The following is a 19028-nucleotide window of genomic DNA, read 5'->3' on the forward strand; positions in this document are numbered from 1 at the left end:
TAGTTGTTTTTAAGTCAAGCGAAAGATGGCTTTTGGCTACTTATCTAACAACTGAATATTCTTGCTTAGTCACAAACTTTTGCTATAGCTAAAGGCCTCTCGGTTTATGTGAGCGGGGCAATGGAATGTCAGTCGCAAAGAAAATGAGCGTAGGCCAGCTGACTATGTTGACGGCGGTCAACATGTTGGGATCCGGCATTGTGTTATTGCCCACCAAACTCGCTGAAGTGGGCGGCATTTCCATCCTCTCCTGGCTGATCACGGCCACCGGCTCACTGGCGCTGGCTTACGCATTCGCCCGCTGCGGCATGCTTAGCCGCAAGACCGGCGGCATGGGCGGTTACGCCGAATACACGTTCGGCAAATCAGGGAACTACATCACAAATTACACTTATGGCTTGTCGTTATTGATCGCCAACGTAGCGATCAGTATTACGGCGGTGGGGTATATCCAGACGCTGTTCGATATAAAACTCGGCTCGCTGCAAGTGGGTCTCGCGACCATCGCACTGTTGTGGATTACCACCTTTGCCAACTTCGGGGGTGCAAGTATTACCGGCAAGATTGGCGCGGTCACGGTGTGGGGCGTAATTGCGCCGGTGGTGCTGGTTTCGACCATCGGCTGGTTCTGGTTCGACAGCAGCGTCTACGTGGCTGGCTGGAATCCCCACGACAAAACCTGGTACGAAGCCGCAGGCGCGTCGGTGGCGATCACACTGTGGGCGTTCCTCGGGCTGGAGTCGGCGTGCGCCAACGGTGACGCCGTCGAGAACCCCGAGAAGAACGTGCCCATCGCCGTGCTGGGCGGAACGCTAGGCGCGGCAGTGATCTACATCGTGTCCACCAACGTCATCGCGGGCATCGTCGACAATGCTGAACTCGTCTCGTCGACGGCGCCCTTTGGGCTGGTGTTCGCCAAGATGTTCAATCCCCTGATCGGCAACGTGGTCATGGGCCTCATGGTCCTGGCGTGCATTGGTTCGCTGCTGGGCTGGCAATTCACCGTCGCGCAAGTGTTCAAGAGTTCGGCAGACACAGGCTATTTCCTGCCGATCTTCGCGAAGGCTAATAAGCATGGCGTGCCGATCATCAGCATGTTGATCTTGTTGGCCCTGCAGACGGCCATGGCGCTGCTGACCATCAGCCCCGACCTGGCCAAACAATTCGACACTCTGGTGAATCTTGCAGTAGTAACGAATCTGGTGCCGTACATCCTGTCCATGGCCACGCTGATGACCCTGCAAAAAGTCTCCAACGTGCCCGCCAACAAAGCACTTATCACCAACATCGTTGCCTACATCGCTGCGGCTTACAGTTATCTGGCGCTCTACAGCTCCGGTGAGCAGGCGTTAATGCTTGGCGGCGTGGCGACCATCGTCGGCTACACGCTGTTCGGCTTCGTCAATACCCGGCTGATCAAACTGGAGGCGCTGAACAACAGCGTGCCGACCCAAACCGTGTCGGCGCAGCACATCGTTGGCGAGCCGATTCCGGTGAACAACCTGCCCCTTGGCAAGGCGAATCAGGCCACATTGGAGACTCAACCATGACGGAATACAGACACCTGCTCGGCATGCTGGCACTTTTGGTGACCAAGCAGCCCGACAAACGCAGCGTGTTCGGCAGGGCCTTGATCCAGCTGATCAGCGATGTCGAGGAGCGCTCCATCAGCGTGCTGACCTCCGAAAGCCTGAGCGACGCCAAATCCATCCTCAGCACCGATCCCGCGATTCAATGCGTGCTGCTGAGCTGGGAAATGGACGACAGCCCGGATCACCAGGAATGCATCGACCTGCTCACCACGCTGCGCGAGCGCAATACCCGCGTGCCGGTGTTCTTGATCAGCGACCGCAGCACGGCGTCGAGCGTGCCGTTGATCGTGATGCAGCATGCCGACGACTTCATTTGGCTGCCGGAAGACACCAGTCGTTTCTTGAGCGGGCGGATCATGGCCGCCATCGAGCGCTATCGTCAGGCCGTCTTGCCACCGATGTTTGGCGCGTTGCTCAAGTTCGCCCGCAGCTACGAATATTCCTGGCACACGCCGGGTCATGCCGGCGGCACGGCATTTTTGAAGAGCACCGCAGGCCGCGCGTTTTATGAGTTTTTCGGGGAAAACCTGCTGCGCTCCGACCTGTCGATTTCGGTTGGCGAACTGGGTTCGTTGCTCGACCACAGCGGCCCCATCGGCCAGGGCGAACGCTACGCGGCCAAGGTCTTTGGGGCCCACCGCACGTACTACGTGACGAATGGCTCGTCGATGTCCAACCGCGTAATTCTGATGGCCAGCGTCACCCGCGATCAGATCGCCCTGTGTGACCGCAACTGTCACAAGTCCGCCGAGCACGCGATGACCCTGTCCGGTGCGATCCCGACGTACCTGGTGCCGACCCGCAACCGCTTCGGCATCATCGGCCCGATTCTGCCGCAGACCTTGAGCGCCGAGGGCGTGAAGGCGGCCATTGCCAATAACCCGCTGGTGACGAACCACATCGACCCGACGCCGGTGCACGCCATCGTCACCAACTCCACTTATGACGGCCTGACCTACAACGTCACCCGCGTCGAAGAACTGTTGGGGCAGAGCGTCGATCGGCTGCACTTCGACGAGGCCTGGTACGGCTACGCGCGGTTCAATCCACTGTACAAAGACCGCTTTGCGATGCATGGCAATCCGGACGATCACGACCCGTCCAAGCCGACCGTGTTCGCCACGCAATCGACCCACAAGCTGCTGGCGGCGCTGTCTCAGGCATCGATGATTCATGTGCGCAACGGGCGAAACCCGATCCCCCATGGGCGCTTCAACGAGTCGTACATGATGCACGCCTCGACCTCGCCCAATTACGCGATCATGGCCTCGTGCGACGTCAGCTCGGCCATGATGGAAGCCCCGAGCGGGCAGATTCTGACCAACGAATCCATCGAAGAAGCCATCGCGTTTCGGCAGGTGATTTCACGCATGCAGAGCGACATGCTCAGCAACGATGACTGGTTCTTCTCCTGTTGGCAGCCGCCGACGGTGCCGGTCGGCGAAACGTCGATTCCGTTTCACGAAGTCGACCCGCTCACGCTCAAGACAGACCCCAATTGCTGGGTCTTGCACCCTAATGAGGTGTGGCACGGCTTCGGCGATATCGAAGACGGCTACTGCATGCTCGATCCGATCAAAGTGTCGATTCTCAGCCCAGGCGTGGGCGATGACGGCAACCTGCTCGACTTCGGGATTCCCGCCTGTGTACTCAGCGCCTACCTCGGGCGACAGGGAATCGTGGTCGAGAAAACCACTGATTTCACCATTCTCTTTCTGTTCTCCATCGGCATCACCAAAGGCAAGTGGGGCACGCTGGTCAATGCGCTGTTGGACTTCAAACGCGACTACGACAGCAACCTCGAACTGGAGCTGTGCCTCCCTGACCTGCTGACCGCCAATCAGCAGCGCTATGCGGGCATGGGACTGAAGGACTTGTCCGAAGAAATCTTCGCGGCCATGAAAAAGAACAAAACCACGGCGGCCATGGCGAAGGCGTTCGGTACGCTGCCCAAGGCGGAATTCAGCCCGGTCGAGGCCTACGAAAAACTGGTCAGAAACGAAGTGGAGCAGGTGACGCTGGAAGCCGCTGCTGGCCGCATCGCCGCGACTGGCATCGTGCCCTATCCGCCAGGCATTCCACTGCTGATGCCGGGCGAACACGTGGGCGCCTCCGATGGCGCCGTGCTGAACTATCTCAAGGCGCTGGAGAGCTTCGACACCTCATTCCCGGGCTTCACCCACGACACCCACGGCATCGAGAACGAGGCCGGTGTTTATCGGTTGTTGGTGTTGAAATAGGTCCAGCCAGACACGGCCTTTTTCTGGACCTCGGGTAACGCCTGCGACCTATGGGGGTGAGCTTGCTCACGATGAGACCGGTACGTCTGGCGTCTTTGGTGACGGATACTCACCTTTCGTGAGCACGCTGACTCCCACAATAGATGTGCTGTGGTGCGGCTATCTCAATTGCTCTGAATCTTCTGCAGCGCCTGCTGCGTCAGCGCGACACACTCCCGGGCGCCGTCGTCGTTGTGCCGCGCAAGAGCCGATTCAGCGCGGTGGACGGTGGTGTCGACGTCGCTCTTGATGGCATCGCTCAGGTTAGGCCTGGCGACTTTCGCATCTCGAACTTTGCTCAGATTCATTTGGCACTGGCTGTTGTCGTCGTTAGCAGACGCCGCGAAGGGCAGGGCGAATGCAGTCAGGAGCAGGCCGGTGAGCAGCGCGTGTTTCATGGTGTTTTCCGCACAAGGGTAGGAAGGAGGTTCGTGATCGGTACGAACCTGCTGCATAAGACAGCGGATTTCAGATTTCTACCAGATGGCCAAACGCTTTAAGCGCTCAACTCCCATGACTTCCCGCTGGACGGCAGGCACTGCGCCACGATATCGCGCCCGGATGGGTATTAAGGGAAAGAGGGAGGGGAGGGAGCTGCAGGGACTTAAAGCAACAGGCCATTGACGGGGACGGCGTCGAGCGGCGGCTCGATACCCATCGGCGTCAATGGCCTGTGATCACAAACTGCGCGACTGAACGTGCGGACGATTCCGCTTGGGCGGCCGCGCGGCTTCGATTTCCAGTAGGTGGGTGTTCAACACATCCGTCAGAAAACGAAATTGATCGTTGAAGCCCACCACTTCATTACTGAAGTGGTTTTCCGCCGCCGGCATCATGAAGCCATCGAATCGAACGTCTTCGACCAAACCGTGGCGATCTTTACGGGTGATGACATGTTGTGAGTAGTAGTTCTTGCCGAATGTCGGAAAACTCACGTGCAAGGTCACGTCTCGGGTCATGTCGATTACTCCGCATCAAACTGAACATCGAAGGTAAAAGCTGCTGATAAGTGTCAGCTACTGGGCCTCAATGGGCCGGTGCCATCACACGATTGGCCTTTTCGTCCGCCGTGTTTTCCACGGATTCCAGCGCGAAAAGTTTGAGGGCGACGACGTAGCTGGTAAGCGACGTAAGCGTCAGGCAAGTCAGAAGATGAATCACCATGTTTCTTGCCCTCCTTCGTGTGTGGGTGTGAGGGCGATGTTACGCCCCTCAGCGTTGAGCGAAAGGCAATCGCGGAAATGTTGGTTATCGATAGGAATGATGGTTGGCGAAGGAACTTGGTTTGAAGCTAACCCTGTGGGACCAGTCGAAGGTTACGACGGCCGCGATGCGCCATGTCTGACGCACCGCATTCACTTATCTGCAGCTGCTCGCCGCTTAATGGACACTCAGGCGCGAATGGTCTCGCCATAGCGATAGGTCGCAACACAGGCCAGCGCCAGGCCGCTGAATGCGACGAGGCCGCCGACCAGGCCGATATTGGCGATGCCCAGCTGACTGATCACCATGCTGCCCAGCAACGCGCCGCCGCCGATGCCGATGTTGTAGATGCCCGAATGAAGCGACATCGCGACGTCTGTGGCATCCGGCGCCATGGCCAATACCTTGGCCTGCATGACCAGACCGAAGCACATGATCGCCATGCCCCAGATCACGCTCAGCGCCGCGATCCACGAGGCCTTGCCCGACAACGGTAGCAATAGCACCAGACACAACGCCAGCGCGCCAATGGCGGTAATCAGCAGCCCGCGTGGATAGCGATTGTTGTAACGGCTGAACACGATCGAACCCAGAACACCTGCGCCGCCAAACAACAAGAGGACGATGGTGACCATGTCGCCATCCATTTTCCCGACCAGTTGTGCGAACGGTTCGATGTAGCTGTAGGCCGTGAACTGCGCGGTGATCACCAGCGCCGTCAGCACATACAGCGACACCAGCGCCGGACGTTTGAACAGCATTGGCAGACTGCGCAGCGACCCGGAGTTCTGGCTCGGCAGCAGCGGCAGCGATTTCATCAACGCCAGCACCGTCACCGCTGCTGCCCCGCCGATGGCCAGGAACGTCGAGCGCCAGCCCAGCGCCTCGCCCAACACACGCCCCAGCGGAATGCCCAACACCATCGCCAGCGACGTGCCGGTTGCCAGCAGCCCCAGTGCCTGAACCTGCTTGCCCGCAGGCGCTACCCGAACGGCCAGCGATGCCGTGATCGACCAAAACACCGCGTGGGCCAACGCGATACCGACACGACTGACCAGCAACATTCCGAAACTCGACGCCACGCTCGACATCACGTGACTGGCGATGAACAGCATGAACACGAACATCAGCAACTTGCGCCGCTCGATGTTACGGGTCATCAGCATCATCGGCAGCGACATCAACGACACGATCCACGCGTACACCGTCAACATCAGCCCGACCTGCGCAGTCGTCATGTCAAAGCTGTGGCCAATGGCGCTCAGCAACCCGACCGGCACAAACTCCGTGGTATTGAAAATGAAAGCCGCGAGGGCCAGCGCAACCACGCTGAGCCAACTACCTGTGCGCGCATCGGTGGTGTTCATGAAAGGACGCATCAGCCTCAAAGGAAAAATCCGACAACAAAGCCGCCGTTCTCACACAAAAAACTGACAAACAAAAACGCCGCACAGGGTGGAAAACCGAGGCGGTGCGTGCAGTCAGGAAAATATTATGGGTATGGGAGGGGGCGACCAGATGAGGCGAAGTCTACGCGGTTGTTAACGTTGTCACAATGTGTGTCGGGTGCGTCAGAGTGCCTCAAGCGTGGGGTATCCCAGTTGGTTTCCCGGAACAGGACAGCGAAGCCCAACGTCCAAACGACCTTGAGCGCCCGACCGCCCGTTGGATATGCGAACACGTGGAGCGTCAGAAGCCTGATGGTGGTTGCGTGGGAAACCATCCACAGCGCTGACGGGCATTTTCACGCTTCAGAATGACGATCCTGGTCCTCCCTATGAAGCTTGGTCACCAACGCTGCCGCTTCTTCTTCCGATTCCAGATACACCACCTGACCGTCCTCGGCAGTGATCATAAACACCACATCCAGCTGTCTGGCTCGAAATTCATCGGGGAGTTCGTCTTGCGTTAGCTTCTTCAATGTGACCGCCATGATCGCCTCGATGAGTGGGGTGTGAGGCTGTGACCCAGGGATGTTCCAGGACGTTCGGAAAATCTTGCCCAGTGCACCGGAGCCTGTGAGTAGGTTGGATTGCCAAGGGCCGCTGCGAAGGAAGGCTTAGGTAAATGCTTGAAGGGCTGTCAAAGACCGGTAAGCTCGCCTGACCGGGCCATACCCCACACACCATGAAATGTTCACGCCCACATCGGAGACAGAAATGCGCGCCGAAGACGTTCTTGCTGATAACACCAATGAAGCGGATTTCAACGGCCTTACCGTCCGCAAGGGAACAGTTGGCGCGTTCCTGGCCAATGTGCACATATGGCGCAACGCCGAAGCAACTCACCAAGATCGCCAAATCGCAGAGCGAGACATCCTCGACGCCGTCCCGGCGCTGCGAGCCATCGGGCTATTTGACGTCCTCCAACCGATTGATCCGCAACTGAGTGAATTGATTGCCAAGGGGTGAATGCCAGGCAGTCACTGACGAAAGTGACCCGCACCGTACGTAATGTTTCCAGCGAGGATGAAGTGCAACGATGTCAATACCGGATTTCCAGAGTGTCATGCGGCCTGTCCTGGCCACCGTAGAGAACGGTAGTCCGATACCGCTCAGCGACGTGCGCGAGCGGATAGCAGAGCAATTTCAGCTAACCGATGACGAGCGCAAGGAGCGATTGCCTTCCGGCCGTCAAACGGTGATCAACAATCGGGCGGGGTGGGCGCGTACTTATCTGAATAAGGCAGGGCTGCTGTGCATCCCGGCTAAAGGGATGGTGCAGATCACGCCGAGGGGCCTTGGTGCCTTGGCCAATGGCCCGGAACGGATCACCGTGAGTTGGTTGAAGCAGTTTCCCGAGTTTGCGGACTTTCATACGGCAAAACCGCACGAGGTCGAGGCGCCCGCTTTGCTTGAGATTGACATTGTTGAAACCACCCCTGACGAGCAATTGGCAGATGCACATCAAGCTTTGGTGCAGTCACTAGCAGACGAACTTTTGGTTCAAATTCGCGCGGCTACCCCCAGTTTTTTTGAGCAGCTTGTCGTCGACTTGATGATCGCCATGGGCTACGGCGGCTCACGCAAGGAGGCGGGCAAGGCGACCCAGGCCACCAATGACGATGGGATCGACGGGATCATCAAAGAAGACAAACTCGGTTTGGACGTGATCTATCTTCAGGCCAAGCGTTGGGCCAACACAGTGCATCGTCCGGAACTCGACAAGTTTATCGGGGCCTTAACCCGCCAGCGCGCCCGTAAGGGCGTGTTCATCACCACCTCGGACTTCTCGGATGGCGCTCGGTCAGCTGCACTCGGGCTGGACATCAAAGTAGTGCTGATTGACGGAGTCGAACTGGCGCGGCTGATGGTGGAGCACAACCTGGGTGTGAGCGTGAAGCAGGTGTATGAGGTGAAGCAGTTGGATAGTGATTACTTTGCGGGGGAGTGAGTTGGTCTGGGGCTGAATAGCGTTGTGCTCAACTCTTTCGTTTGTGTAGGGTTTTAGGCACAAAAAAAGACGTCCGTGGACGTCTTCTCTGTCAGATTTGGTGGGCCGGGGTAATCTGAAAACTGTTTTGGTTAGTAAAAAATTGTTTGGTCAGTTTACTTGGAATACCAGTTGGAACGCTGGGTGCTTTGGATTCTGATGGACGGTGTATTTTGAGCTAGGCCCCATCAGTGATTCTGCATCGAATTCATCAAGAAAATGGTAGTGAAAAAATTAGACATGGCTGTTTAAAAGTTGCTTTTGATCGTAACGCGCCACCCCCGCCAGACTGATTCGCAAAATCTTTTGGAGGGTTTGGAAATTGGCTGCTGCAAGGTGACTAAGCTCAGCTTAGTGTAGGCTGATCCATGGGGCCGAACGAGTCGGAGTAATTGGGCCAAGAGACGTACTTTTGAGTGCAGTCCGGGATCGTTTCGAGAAGCCAGTTCATCCCCGTTTCTGGTCCGCGTATCCCGCACTCCCAGAGCTCGATCACTCGCCAGCCTGACCTCAGCAGTTCATCTCGGTTTCTGATATCACGCTTCACATTTTGATCGAATTTCGTCTGCCAAAAGTCCTCACGGGTCTTAGGTGTCGTTGCGTATCTGCAGCCCAGATGCCTGTGCCAGAAGCAGCCATGAACAAAGATACAGACACGATGACGAGCGAGTACGAGATCGGGTCTGCCGGGAAGATTTCGCTGATGCAAGCGATACCTGAAGCCTTGTCGATGAAGCAGCTTCCTGATCTTCATTTCTGGCGATGTATTGCTACCGCGTATGCCCGCCATCATTCGAGACCTGACTTCTCTGCTGACTATGTCCATGCCCCCCCCCAAAAAAAAATGATCTTGTTCCTGCCGCAGGATACCTCCCTGGAAAAACTTTTCCGCTTGGGGAGCCAATTTGAATCTTGGATTCCTTTGCAGTTCTGTAGGGCTCCGTGAAGGCGTTGTCTCGTCAGGCAATGGTAAACGACTAGAGATCGTCGTATAGGTCGGGACGGGCCCCGTTACCCGTGAAACTTGACGTTAAAGGTATTCTTTCTCTTGTTGGGGCTGGCTATGAAGGTTCACCCAGCCTGCGCAAGGGACACCGCGCAGCATTTTCATTACACTCTGACACGATGTAACATTTGGCGCCCGGTTAATGATCCGTCAACCGGACTGCGCCGCGTGGCCTAAACAGGCCTGAGCCGCCGTCCTTCTGCGCTCCGTGCAGCTGGTCTTGGCGCATGTTCCCTATGAGAGATACTGGATGTCCATCCAAATCGAGCTGCTCAATTCGCTGCACAGCAATACCTATGAAGAGCCAATTACACCGGCTGAGGCCTTGTCCCCTTCGAGTGGTAAGAATTCCTGCGCGTCTACCCCAGACGACGAGCTTATCTGCAGCAAGCTGCAGCGTATTCAAGAAGGCGGCGAAATCCGCTACATGGACATGTTTGCAGGCTGTGGCGGCATATCTCTTGGCTTCCTGACCGCAGGATTCAAACCGGTCGCATCGATCGAAATGGACCCGTGGGCTGCGAAGTCGCACGGAGCCAACTTCGGCTCGCGCTCAGTTGGGGGTGATAAGGAAGCGCACCACTCTCCGCGGGACGCAGTAACCGAGACTGCTGATTCCGTCTTCGGCGACCTCGAGCTTCAGGGCGCCACGGATCGTCAGATCGATGTCCTCGTTGGCGGGCCACCCTGTCAGGCGTTCGCCCGTGTAGGTCGGGCGAAGCTCCGCGAGCAAGCGCGCCTCCGCGAAGAGGTGACCGCAGATCAGGCCTTCCTGGTGGACGGACGGGTCAGCTTGTGGGAGCGGTACGTCGCATTCATCCGGGCGACGAAGCCTGTTGCGCTTCTGATGGAGAACGTGCCAGACATCCTCAATCATGGCGGCACCAATGTTGCTGAGCTCGTTTCCAAAAGCCTTGCCGAGGAGGGCTACGACGTAGCCTACACGCTGCTGAATTCCGTCTGGTATGGCGTTCCGCAGGTACGGGAGCGCATGATTCTAGTCGGCTTCCATCGTTCGACCGGTATCAAACCAAGATTCCCGGTGCCAACGCACCATTTGGTTCTGCCATCCGGCTACACTAGCTCCAAGAATGCTGCAAGGCGGGTTATCAAGGCCGAAGGCTCGGAGCATCACCGCTGGATTCCCGATCCAGCTCCCGACTCTCCCGCGGCCACATCGGCTTCTGATGCGCTGGCAGATCTGCCGCACTTGTACGCCGAAGAAATGCTTCGCTCGGGTGCGATTCGTCGCGGGGCGAAAGACCCGTCAGAACCTGTCGAATACACAGCGAAAAATCCGTCGACTGCCTATTCGCGCCTGATGCGGGAGTGGCACGGATTTACGACCAAGTCTACGACTGGCCATGTATTCCGGTATCTGCCGCGCGACTACAAGATCTTCGCCGAGATTCAGCCTGGCTGGGAGTACCCACAGGTGCATGCTTATGTAGAGCAGAAAATTGCGAGCTGGCTTGCCGACCGCAGGAAACTCGGTTTGCCCACCGACCCGAGACACGCAGACGTCAGCACATACATTTCTTCTTGGCGCATCCCTTATGACCCGGGAAAGTTTCCCAACAAGTGGTGGAAGCTTCGGGCCGATGCTCCGGTACGTACGCTGATGGCGCACCTTGGCAAGGACTCTTATTCCCACATCCACTTCGACTCGGAACAGGCACGCACCATCACCGTCCGTGAGGCTGCGCGGCTCCAGTCCTTCCCGGACGGCTTTGTCTTCAAAGGATCGATGAACCCGGCATTCAAGCAGATTGGCAACGCCGTACCACCACTGTTTGCCTATGCAATCGCTCGTGGAATGAGGGAGTGCTTGGGGGCACCGGAGACACAGGATATGCGGGTGGCTTTGTTCGATTTGGAGCAATCACAGATCAAGACGACAGAGGGTAGCAAGTGAAGTTCACCATTCTCCGACTGCTTACTCATTCTGAACTCGGCATGTTTCATGAGTACCGCCGCCAGGGGAAAGAACGCGCCAAACAGCGTTCCATCAATTTCGACTGGGACGTCGTCGGCAAGGTTTTTCCTTCAGCAGAAAGCCCGGACACCATTCCAATCACCTGCCGCCGTCTCGAAGACGAAGGCACGGTGGTTGAGATCGATTCATGGCTCAAGAGGCAGCACAAAAATTGGAGATTCGAAGGCGATTGCCCGAAGAGCTCCTTCTACAGTTTCGTTGACCCAGGTGTCTTGTTCGCGATGGTGGTTGACGCCTCGAGCACCCCAGCCAAGGCATCTTGGGTTGTCATCCCGGCAGATCACCCAGCTCGCTCTTCGATCCTGAACCATGGAGAGAGCGCCCAGCTTGGCAAATCCGCAATGATTGCGTTGTACGGCGAGGAAGGCCAGCACTGCCAAGCAGTGCTCTCGGATCAATTCCCGGAGCTATTCAAGGAGGCAGAAAAAGTGTCCGAGACGTCACAAAATGAAAACGACAACATCCGCAACGATGACGACGCCGCACCGGACCCGCTCGGTCTCTTCAAGATCCTGGCTCGTGCCGGACACAGCCTGCCAAGCGCCGTGGCCGATCTGGTGGACAACAGCCTGTCGCATGGCGCTCGGGAAATCGACATCACCTTCCCGAATCCCAATACGAGCGGCCGGTGGATGTGCATTCGTGACGACGGCACGGGTATGACTTCATCGGGTCTGCGCGACGCCATGAAGATCGGGCACCAGCGTGAGTATGACGACGGCGATCTGGGCAAGTTCGGCTATGGGCTTAAGGGGGCAGCTTGGTCCCAGGCTGATCGACTGACGGTCGTCTCTAAAGCTTCCGGAAGCGAGAGCACGACACTCACGTGGGACAAGGAGCATCTTGCTAAGACACGCCGCTGGGAGCTTCTGAGCGACCCGGTAGCTCCCGAGCATGCCTCGGCAGTGCACATCGGCGACTCGGGCACGGCCGTGCTGCTTACGCAGATGCGCCCCTCGATGGAGCCTGTGAGAGGCAAAGCAGATTCTCTATATGCGCAGGAGCTCGCTGCCATCAAGTCGCACCTCGAACTGGTCTTCCACCGGTATCTTGAAGGCAAGGCGCGCGGGCGCGAGAAGGTAGTCATCCGGATGAACGATGACGTTCTGCGTGGCAATAACCCTATGGGGCACCCGCTGACGAAAGAGTTCGACCAGCATCGCATCGAGCTTCCCGGCCCTTCTCCGGACAAGACGCCTGTCCTCTATGTTCGTGCGTACGTCACTCCAAACGAGGCAGAGCTTGACGAGTACACCACGGACCTGTCTCCGTTGGTACAGCGCGTCGAACGAGACCGCCACTCCCTCAATGGCCGCGCAAACGATGCTCAAGGCCTATACTTCTATCGACTTGACCGCCTCATCAAATGGGGCGGCTGGGAAGATCTCTTCGCCAAGGATGAGCACACCAAGCTGATTCGTGTCGCAGTCGACTTCGACAGGCTGGCAGATGAGCAGCTGCAGGTAGATATCAGCAAGCAGCTCATTCGCCTGCCCTATGCGATCACCAAGCCCCTCGGAGATCTGCTCAAGGCCCCTCGTGCAGCAGCCCGCGCCCGTTACAACAAGAAGGAAAAAACTGCGCCGACTCCGAAAGGTCTCGGAAAGACTGTCTTGCCCGCCGACACACCAGCGCCAGGCGGCTTCTTGCCTCCAACGACAACAGCGGGAGGCACTCCCGTGGCCGCACCTGTTCTGGCCTCGGCAATAAAGAAGGACAGAGCTTCAATCCGCCTTGTCAGCAGCGGCGACAAACCATGGCAGCGCAAGACCGGGTTCAAGGGGGAGGAAGTTGAGGTCACCCCACTGATGCCGACGCTGGTCACGCTCGTGCAGCTCATCGACAAGAATGCCGAGGTCAAAACGGCTCTGTCTGAGTTCCTTCGCGCATTGGAGTCGGCCGGAGTTCCGGACCAGCTGACGGACAAGGTCTTATGAACGTCCGGCTTCCGTTTCCCCTTACACTGAAGCCCAGGCTGGCACTGTGGACTGATGCAACCACCTGGACCAATTGGTCTCGGCATGAATCCTATCTGCGCGCCCAGCCCAAATGGAAGCCGCACCAGATTGCGTCGGTCGCAGAAGAGTCACTGCGGATCATCTCGAAGACCACACCGGTAGATCGCCCGGAGTTTCAGTGCCGCGGTCTAGTCGTCGGCTACGTTCAGTCCGGCAAAACCGCCAACTTCACGGCCGTCGCAGCGCGCGCAGCCGATGTCGGCTACCGCCTGATCATTGTTCTTTCAGGCATTCACGATTCACTGCGGAACCAGACGCAGAAACGCCTGGATCTGGAGCTGACCGGGACCGGAGTAGATTGGATCTCGCTGACCGATGAGGCATCAGACTTTCGTGAGCCGGAGGTGGCCGACGGATTCGCATCTACCGGTACCGTTCTGATCGTTGCGAAGAAGATCACGCCCATCCTTAAACGGCTCAACCAGTGGTTCGGTAAACTCGAAGGCCGGCTCGCTGATGTACCGGTTCTTCTCATCGATGACGAAGCCGATCAGGCCTCCATCAATACACGCGGAAATCGGCGCGACCCCAGTATGGACACCGACACCGAAACTGATGACGACACGGCCCCGTCACTCACCAACGCCCTGATTCGCGACATCCTCAGAAAGATTCCGCGGGCTACATACATCGCCTACACGGCTACACCATTCGCCAACATTCTCATCGACCCAGACGCTAGTGATAGCCAAGTAGGCGAAGACCTGTTTCCCAAGGACTTCGTCGTGCAGCTTCCGAGGCCTGACGGCTACACGGGCACGGAAGAGCTTTTCGGCGTCAGCTCGCAGGGGCGCGATGTCATGCGCCCCGTAGACGCGGCGGATGTGAAAGCTTTGAAGCCGAAGCAGCGCAAAAGGAGCGAAGCAATTGTTGCTCGCGGCCCGCTGGATCTTCCACAGTCGCTTGCCGATGCCCTCCTGACCTTCGCGCTTGCTGGCGCCATCAGACTGCAGCGCGGCCAAGTGGGTAAGCCGAATACTATGCTGGTGCACGTATCGCGGCTCCAGCAGGACCAATTGAGTGTTGGGGAGGCGATCGAGGAGCAGATTCGTAACTGGTTCCAGCATGAGAACGCCGAGCCCGGTGTGCTCAAACAGATGTTCCGATCAACGCTCGCAGGGCTGGGGCAGGTAGATCTGCCTTGCAGCGTAGAGGTTCTACTAGAAGAGGCAGTGACTAACTTGGCCCGGTTAGTGGTCGTTGTGCTCAATAGCACGACGGGCGATGAACTTGATTACGAAGCCAAGCCTGGACGGCAGCTCGTTGCGGTAGGTGGCAATAGGCTGTCGCGCGGATTAACGCTTGAGGGACTAACGATTGCATACTTCCTGCGGACTACAGCGCTGGCAGATGCTCTGCTGCAGATGGCCCGCTGGTATGGTTTCAGGGCTGGCTATGAAGACCTGATCCGTATCTGGACCACCGAAGGCATCGCTCAGTGGTTCGTGGAGCTGGCGCTGGTCGAAGAATCCCTGCGGGACTCCATTACAGCACTCAACAAGGCCGGCCGCAGACCTGACCAGATGGCCATCCGGATGCGCGCCCATTCAAAGCTACTGCTCACGAGTAAGAACAAGAGCGGGATGCAGATGGACAATGCGCGGTCATGGTCTGGCGAGAACCCGCAGACGATCCTGTTTCCGATGCAAGTTCGGGAAATGCTGGAGCGGAACGTGGACCTTGCGTCTGCCCTGCTGCGACAGCATCCCCCGACACAGGATGCATACGGCGGCGCCATAGCACATGATGTACCGGCCGAGCACATCGCACTGTTCCTGAGGCGTTATGAAGGGCACCCGAACAGCATTGCATTTCAGGGCGCGGAGATTGCCGACTGGATCCTGGAGCGAGGTGAAAAGGGAGAGCTCACGAACTGGACCGTGTTCGTAGCCAACCCGGATCGGGAACGACAGGTACTCCTGGGTGGAAGGCCTTTCGGCCTTGTTCGGCGTTCGTTGCAGGCCAACGAGTCGATCGGCATCCTGATCGATCCACGCCATGAAGGTGTCGACCTGCATGGCGGACCGGAGAACTACCGCGTTGGTTCAGGCTTCAATGCACGAGCAATGCGCGAGGACCGACCCGTACAGCAGGGCCTGCTCCTGCTCTACCCCCTTGATCCCGAACCGCTCCGCGCGCCAACGCAGACAGTGCTGGGCCTTGCACTGTCGCTGCCACGCACTACGGACGGTGATCAACGGTTTGTTGTAAACCGTGGGGTACGCAATGTTTAAGATCACGCAGGACCGCTGGGCAAGTCTGCGCGAGCAGCGCCTTCCACACGAGGATATTTACGAGCAGGCCGCTGAAGACCTGGAGGCGGCCCTGATAGGAGTGTCAGACGACGGACGTCTGCACCTGGTGCTGGCCATCGATATTGCCCCGCAGAAACTGCCGCCGGATCTGCAGAGTCTTCAGGTCCGCATCCTGGAGGGCGGACAGATTTGGTTGGACGTTTCCGCACGCAGCCACCACGAAGAGCTACTAACGCTGGTAGCCAATAAGGTCATCCACGCTATTTGCATTGAAGGCCGCGATCCTGCTATCTCGGTTGAACGTATCATCGACGATATGCGTGCGGCTTTGCGCCCGCTTGCACTTGAGCTGAGTGCGGCAGAGCAGATCGGTCTTTTCGGCGAGCTCTGGGTGCTGTCCAATGTGCTGCTCCCGACCATCGGGCCGCGCGTCAGTCACCTTTGGAGCGGGCCTGAAGGCGAACGTCATGATTTCATCGGCCAGGGAGTTCACGTTGAAGTGAAAACGACCACGCGATCAGAACCGAAGCACGAAATATCCCGTCTCGATCAGCTGAAAGCGCCCGCCAGCAAGCGCCTCCTGTTTGTCAGCGTTATGCTGGAGCGCAGTCTGGGTGGCGATGAAACGCTTGCAGACCGCGTCGATGAAATTCGGAAGAAGCTGGTGTCCGATGGGCATGCTCTAGATGTTTTCGACTCACGCTTGGCAGAACTCGGCTGGCACGAGGGCCTACGACAGACAGGTGCTCTTCTCCGGTTCACATTCCGCGATGTCCATGTCTTTGAAGTTGCCGGAAACTTCCCCAGGCTCCCCGATGACTACGTGCCGCCACTCGGTGTGTCCGGCATTAAGTACAGCATCAATGTCGGCAGCCTGCCTTCCCTCGGCGTAATGGAAGTTCAGGAGGTTCTTCTAACCGCCTGATGGGCGCGAGGGCAGCGGGCAACTGTCAACGTTGCCGCAACCAAGCATGTGGTGGGGAATGAATGGAACCTAATCCTTGTTTCAGCTTGGGATGCTGACAGCCATGCGGAGCAAGTATTCTGGCAGCAATCCCAAGCTATTTAATGTGGCAGATTAGTCGAGCAGCTCGCCGCTGTAGGTCTTACGGTGATATTCCTGAACTCCGTCTACCGAGTTCAGATAGTCGATTAGCTCTTTTAGAATGATGACATAGAATTTAGTTGTTGTGGAGTTTAAGGTGTGAGTAATTCCATGGTAGTCTCGCAGGTGTAGGTTGTCCAAGTCTAATAAGGAAACGACATCGTAGTTGCGGTGACACTCCGAGCCTAACTCCCAGGCGATCGCGAGATGGATTTCTTTTTCGCTTTTGTATTCGGACTCAAATTCGCGAATTAGCGCATCAATATTGAATTTGTACTCAAGGATTTTTGGAGGGCTAGTGTACTCTTTGTTGTACTGAAGCTGTTGAACTCCCAGTGGGTTGTTTTCTTTGTCATACTCATGGTTGGATAAAGGGTCTCTAATGATAAACTTAAAAACTCCATCGTATTGCTGGGTCTGGCTGGTGGCCAATAATTTTATCCCACGAATAACTCCGCCAGCAACTAACTGATTGAATAGTACAATCACGTCTTGCTCTGATACAGGCTCGGATGTTATTGAGATTTCATTTGTGGGTGCAAAGAAATTCTTGTTTGTGAGGCTCAATGATCGTTCTATTTCATGGACTTCTTGCGCTCGTACCCAGTCATGAAGGGACCCTTCCCTAGTTATATCGTTCTTGGCGCCTGTATCTATTCTTAGGAGGCGACGCCATTTCTGGAAACGTTTCACTATCTCAACTGAAATATGTTCTGCAGCCTCTTTCAGTTCAGGTTGAAAACCTTTCCTTCCTAAATCTGGATCAGCATCTACAAAGTGAACAATGACATGGCACTGGTTCTGGTGGCCAATGTTAGAGGTCAGTGGGATTGTGATCAATTCACCCTGTATCATCTGATTGTTAGCAAGCTGTAGGCCACCTTTCAAGACTCTGTACTGTTTTCTTAGCTTTGCAAGCTCGTCATTGAATTGATCCCAAATAGACGTAGAATAAGCAAAGTAGCCGTATGCTGAAATCTGATACTGATTGATTAGAGAGTTAAACTTATCGCTGGGTGATAACAGGGAAAGCAAATCGTCGGGGCTAAAGAATTCATAAATTCCATTCGCCTTCAGATATTTCACAGGAAGGTTGGATGAATCTTTTCCCAGGGCTTGAAGCTTTTTCTGAACTTCCAGTACTTCTTTTAGATTGACGCTGGCGCTTAATCTTGTATGTGGATATACATAACTGCAGCTTTGCTCGGATAGAGCTGAGACTTCGCCCTGCTTGTTTCTGACTGTGAGCTGGAATTTAATCTTTGAGCTTTCTGATGCAAATGTTATTGCGCCGAGTGGGGTTTTTATAAGCAGTAGGTACAACCATTGTTCGGCAGTAGTGGCTGAGTACCAGGATAGATCTTTCGGTCGAGTGCTGGATCCTCCAAATTTTATTTTGAACGTAGATCCCCTTGTTATTTCTGCGAACGCTGGGTCAGTAATCTCCGAGGATGTAACCATTGGGCGCGTAACCGTGCCGTGAAAGTCTTCTACCCAGTCTCGACCCTTCAAAAGCTCTCCATGGAACGTATGGCCGGAAACTTTTGTGCCAAACTGTAGGTAGTCGAAGCCATAGCCTATGTAGGTAGCTCCAACTCCTTTATTGCCCCTTGTTTGCCCGCCATTTTTAAATGAAATATTTGGAGCAAGGAATGATTTAAATTCTTTTTCGTTGAATCCAATGCCATTGTCAGTTATGGAAAAGGAATTCTCCTCAAGATTTATGGTCAGCCAAAGCTTGGGGATGTAGCCTGGCTCTTCAAGCTCAGTTGCGCGGCGGTCCACGGCATCCATCGCATTTTGAATAAGCTCGGAGAAAGAGTCATACATACCAACGTAAGACTTTAGAATATTCTTGATTTCACGCTTCTTCGCAGCGAATAGGATCTCTGCATCCACATCTTGACCGCTGGTCAGCGGATCCCATGATTCTAGCCTCATAGCAGTCCCTTTAGGTCAGCAAGTGATCGGATTCCGTCTCAAAGCCCAACTTGAGAGCCCTGAAAGTTTCATTAGCCGGACATTACCAGCGGGCTGGATCCTCAATTATTAAAAAAATTAATCAGAATTGGCTCTATCTATAGAATGAATTGCGAGATGCCGCTGGTTTCTTAGGTGCGTTCTCACCTATCTATGGTCGCA

At 56.1% G+C, this 19028-nt stretch carries 15 protein-coding genes; 8 read left to right on the forward strand and 7 right to left on the reverse strand.

What is annotated here, in order from left to right:
* Nucleotides 1-125 precede the first annotated feature (125 nt).
* Nucleotides 126-1550, forward strand: coding sequence for a putrescine-ornithine antiporter (gene potE, locus B3N48_RS02240; protein WP_296178900.1), 1425 nt, complete (start codon nt 126-128; stop codon nt 1548-1550).
* A complete protein-coding gene (locus B3N48_RS02245) occupies nt 1547-3832 on the forward strand; it encodes an Orn/Lys/Arg decarboxylase N-terminal domain-containing protein (protein ID WP_296178901.1) in 2286 nt (761 codons plus the stop codon). Before potE ends, B3N48_RS02245 begins: the two co-directional genes overlap by 4 nt.
* A gap of 164 nt (nt 3833-3996) precedes the next feature.
* Here the strand turns inward: B3N48_RS02245 and B3N48_RS02250 are convergent, their stop codons facing one another.
* The 5 genes from B3N48_RS02250 to B3N48_RS02270 form a co-directional block, all read right to left on the reverse strand.
* Nucleotides 3997-4269, reverse strand: coding sequence for a hypothetical protein (locus B3N48_RS02250; protein WP_296178902.1), 273 nt, complete (start codon nt 4267-4269; stop codon nt 3997-3999).
* Between the two features lie 279 nt (nt 4270-4548).
* Nucleotides 4549-4830 (reverse strand): hypothetical protein, encoded by a 282-nt coding sequence (locus tag B3N48_RS02255; protein ID WP_296178903.1) that lies wholly within the window; start codon nt 4828-4830, stop codon nt 4549-4551.
* A gap of 67 nt (nt 4831-4897) precedes the next feature.
* Complete coding sequence (locus B3N48_RS02260; protein WP_296178904.1) at nt 4898-5035, reverse strand: hypothetical protein; 138 nt, start codon at nt 5033-5035, stop codon at nt 4898-4900.
* 227 nt (nt 5036-5262) lie between these two features.
* On the reverse strand, nt 5263-6441 hold the full coding sequence (locus B3N48_RS02265) for a sugar transporter (RefSeq protein WP_296178905.1): 1179 nt from the start codon (nt 6439-6441) through the stop codon (nt 5263-5265).
* A 377-nt stretch (nt 6442-6818) separates the two neighbouring features.
* Nucleotides 6819-7007 (reverse strand): hypothetical protein, encoded by a 189-nt coding sequence (locus B3N48_RS02270; RefSeq protein WP_296178906.1) that lies wholly within the window; start codon nt 7005-7007, stop codon nt 6819-6821.
* Nucleotides 7008-7233: 226 nt separating this feature from the next.
* Between B3N48_RS02270 and B3N48_RS02275 the strand changes: the two genes are divergently transcribed.
* Nucleotides 7234-7485: a hypothetical protein gene (locus B3N48_RS02275; RefSeq protein ID WP_296178907.1), complete on the forward strand. Its 252-nt coding sequence runs from the start codon at nt 7234-7236 to the stop codon at nt 7483-7485.
* A 70-nt stretch (nt 7486-7555) separates the two neighbouring features.
* Nucleotides 7556-8467, forward strand: a complete 912-nt coding sequence (locus tag B3N48_RS02280; protein WP_296178908.1) for a restriction endonuclease — start codon at nt 7556-7558, stop codon at nt 8465-8467.
* A 385-nt stretch (nt 8468-8852) separates the two neighbouring features.
* Here the strand turns inward: B3N48_RS02280 and B3N48_RS02285 are convergent, their stop codons facing one another.
* Complete coding sequence (locus tag B3N48_RS02285; RefSeq protein WP_296178909.1) at nt 8853-9332, reverse strand: very short patch repair endonuclease; 480 nt, start codon at nt 9330-9332, stop codon at nt 8853-8855.
* 430 nt (nt 9333-9762) lie between these two features.
* Here B3N48_RS02285 and B3N48_RS02290 point away from each other — a divergent pair, with 430 nt between their 5' ends.
* From B3N48_RS02290 to B3N48_RS02305, 4 genes are read left to right on the forward strand one after another with little or no spacing between them, the layout of a single operon-like run.
* Nucleotides 9763-11427, forward strand: coding sequence for a DNA cytosine methyltransferase (locus B3N48_RS02290; protein ID WP_296178910.1), 1665 nt, complete (start codon nt 9763-9765; stop codon nt 11425-11427).
* On the forward strand, nt 11424-13445 hold the full coding sequence (locus tag B3N48_RS02295; RefSeq protein WP_296178911.1) for an ATP-binding protein: 2022 nt from the start codon (nt 11424-11426) through the stop codon (nt 13443-13445). Before B3N48_RS02290 ends, B3N48_RS02295 begins: the two co-directional genes overlap by 4 nt.
* Nucleotides 13442-15760, forward strand: coding sequence for a Z1 domain-containing protein (locus B3N48_RS02300; RefSeq protein ID WP_296178912.1), 2319 nt, complete (start codon nt 13442-13444; stop codon nt 15758-15760). The genes B3N48_RS02295 and B3N48_RS02300 overlap by 4 nt, the downstream gene beginning before the upstream one ends.
* Entirely contained in the window at nt 15753-16706 is a 954-nt protein-coding gene (locus B3N48_RS02305; protein ID WP_296178913.1) for a PD-(D/E)XK motif protein, read from the forward strand. The genes B3N48_RS02300 and B3N48_RS02305 overlap by 8 nt, the downstream gene beginning before the upstream one ends.
* 153 nt (nt 16707-16859) lie before the next feature.
* Here B3N48_RS02305 and B3N48_RS02310 read toward each other — a convergent pair whose 3' ends face one another.
* The gene (locus B3N48_RS02310; RefSeq protein WP_296178914.1) at nt 16860-18827 is read right to left on the reverse strand and encodes a hypothetical protein; all 1968 of its coding nucleotides are present in this window, start codon (nt 18825-18827) and stop codon (nt 16860-16862) included.
* Between the last annotated feature and the right edge of the window lie 201 nt (nt 18828-19028).

Origin of the sequence: Pseudomonas sp. UBA1879 (assembly GCF_002338065.1) — a bacterium.
Lineage (GTDB): Bacteria > Pseudomonadota > Gammaproteobacteria > Pseudomonadales > Pseudomonadaceae > Aquipseudomonas.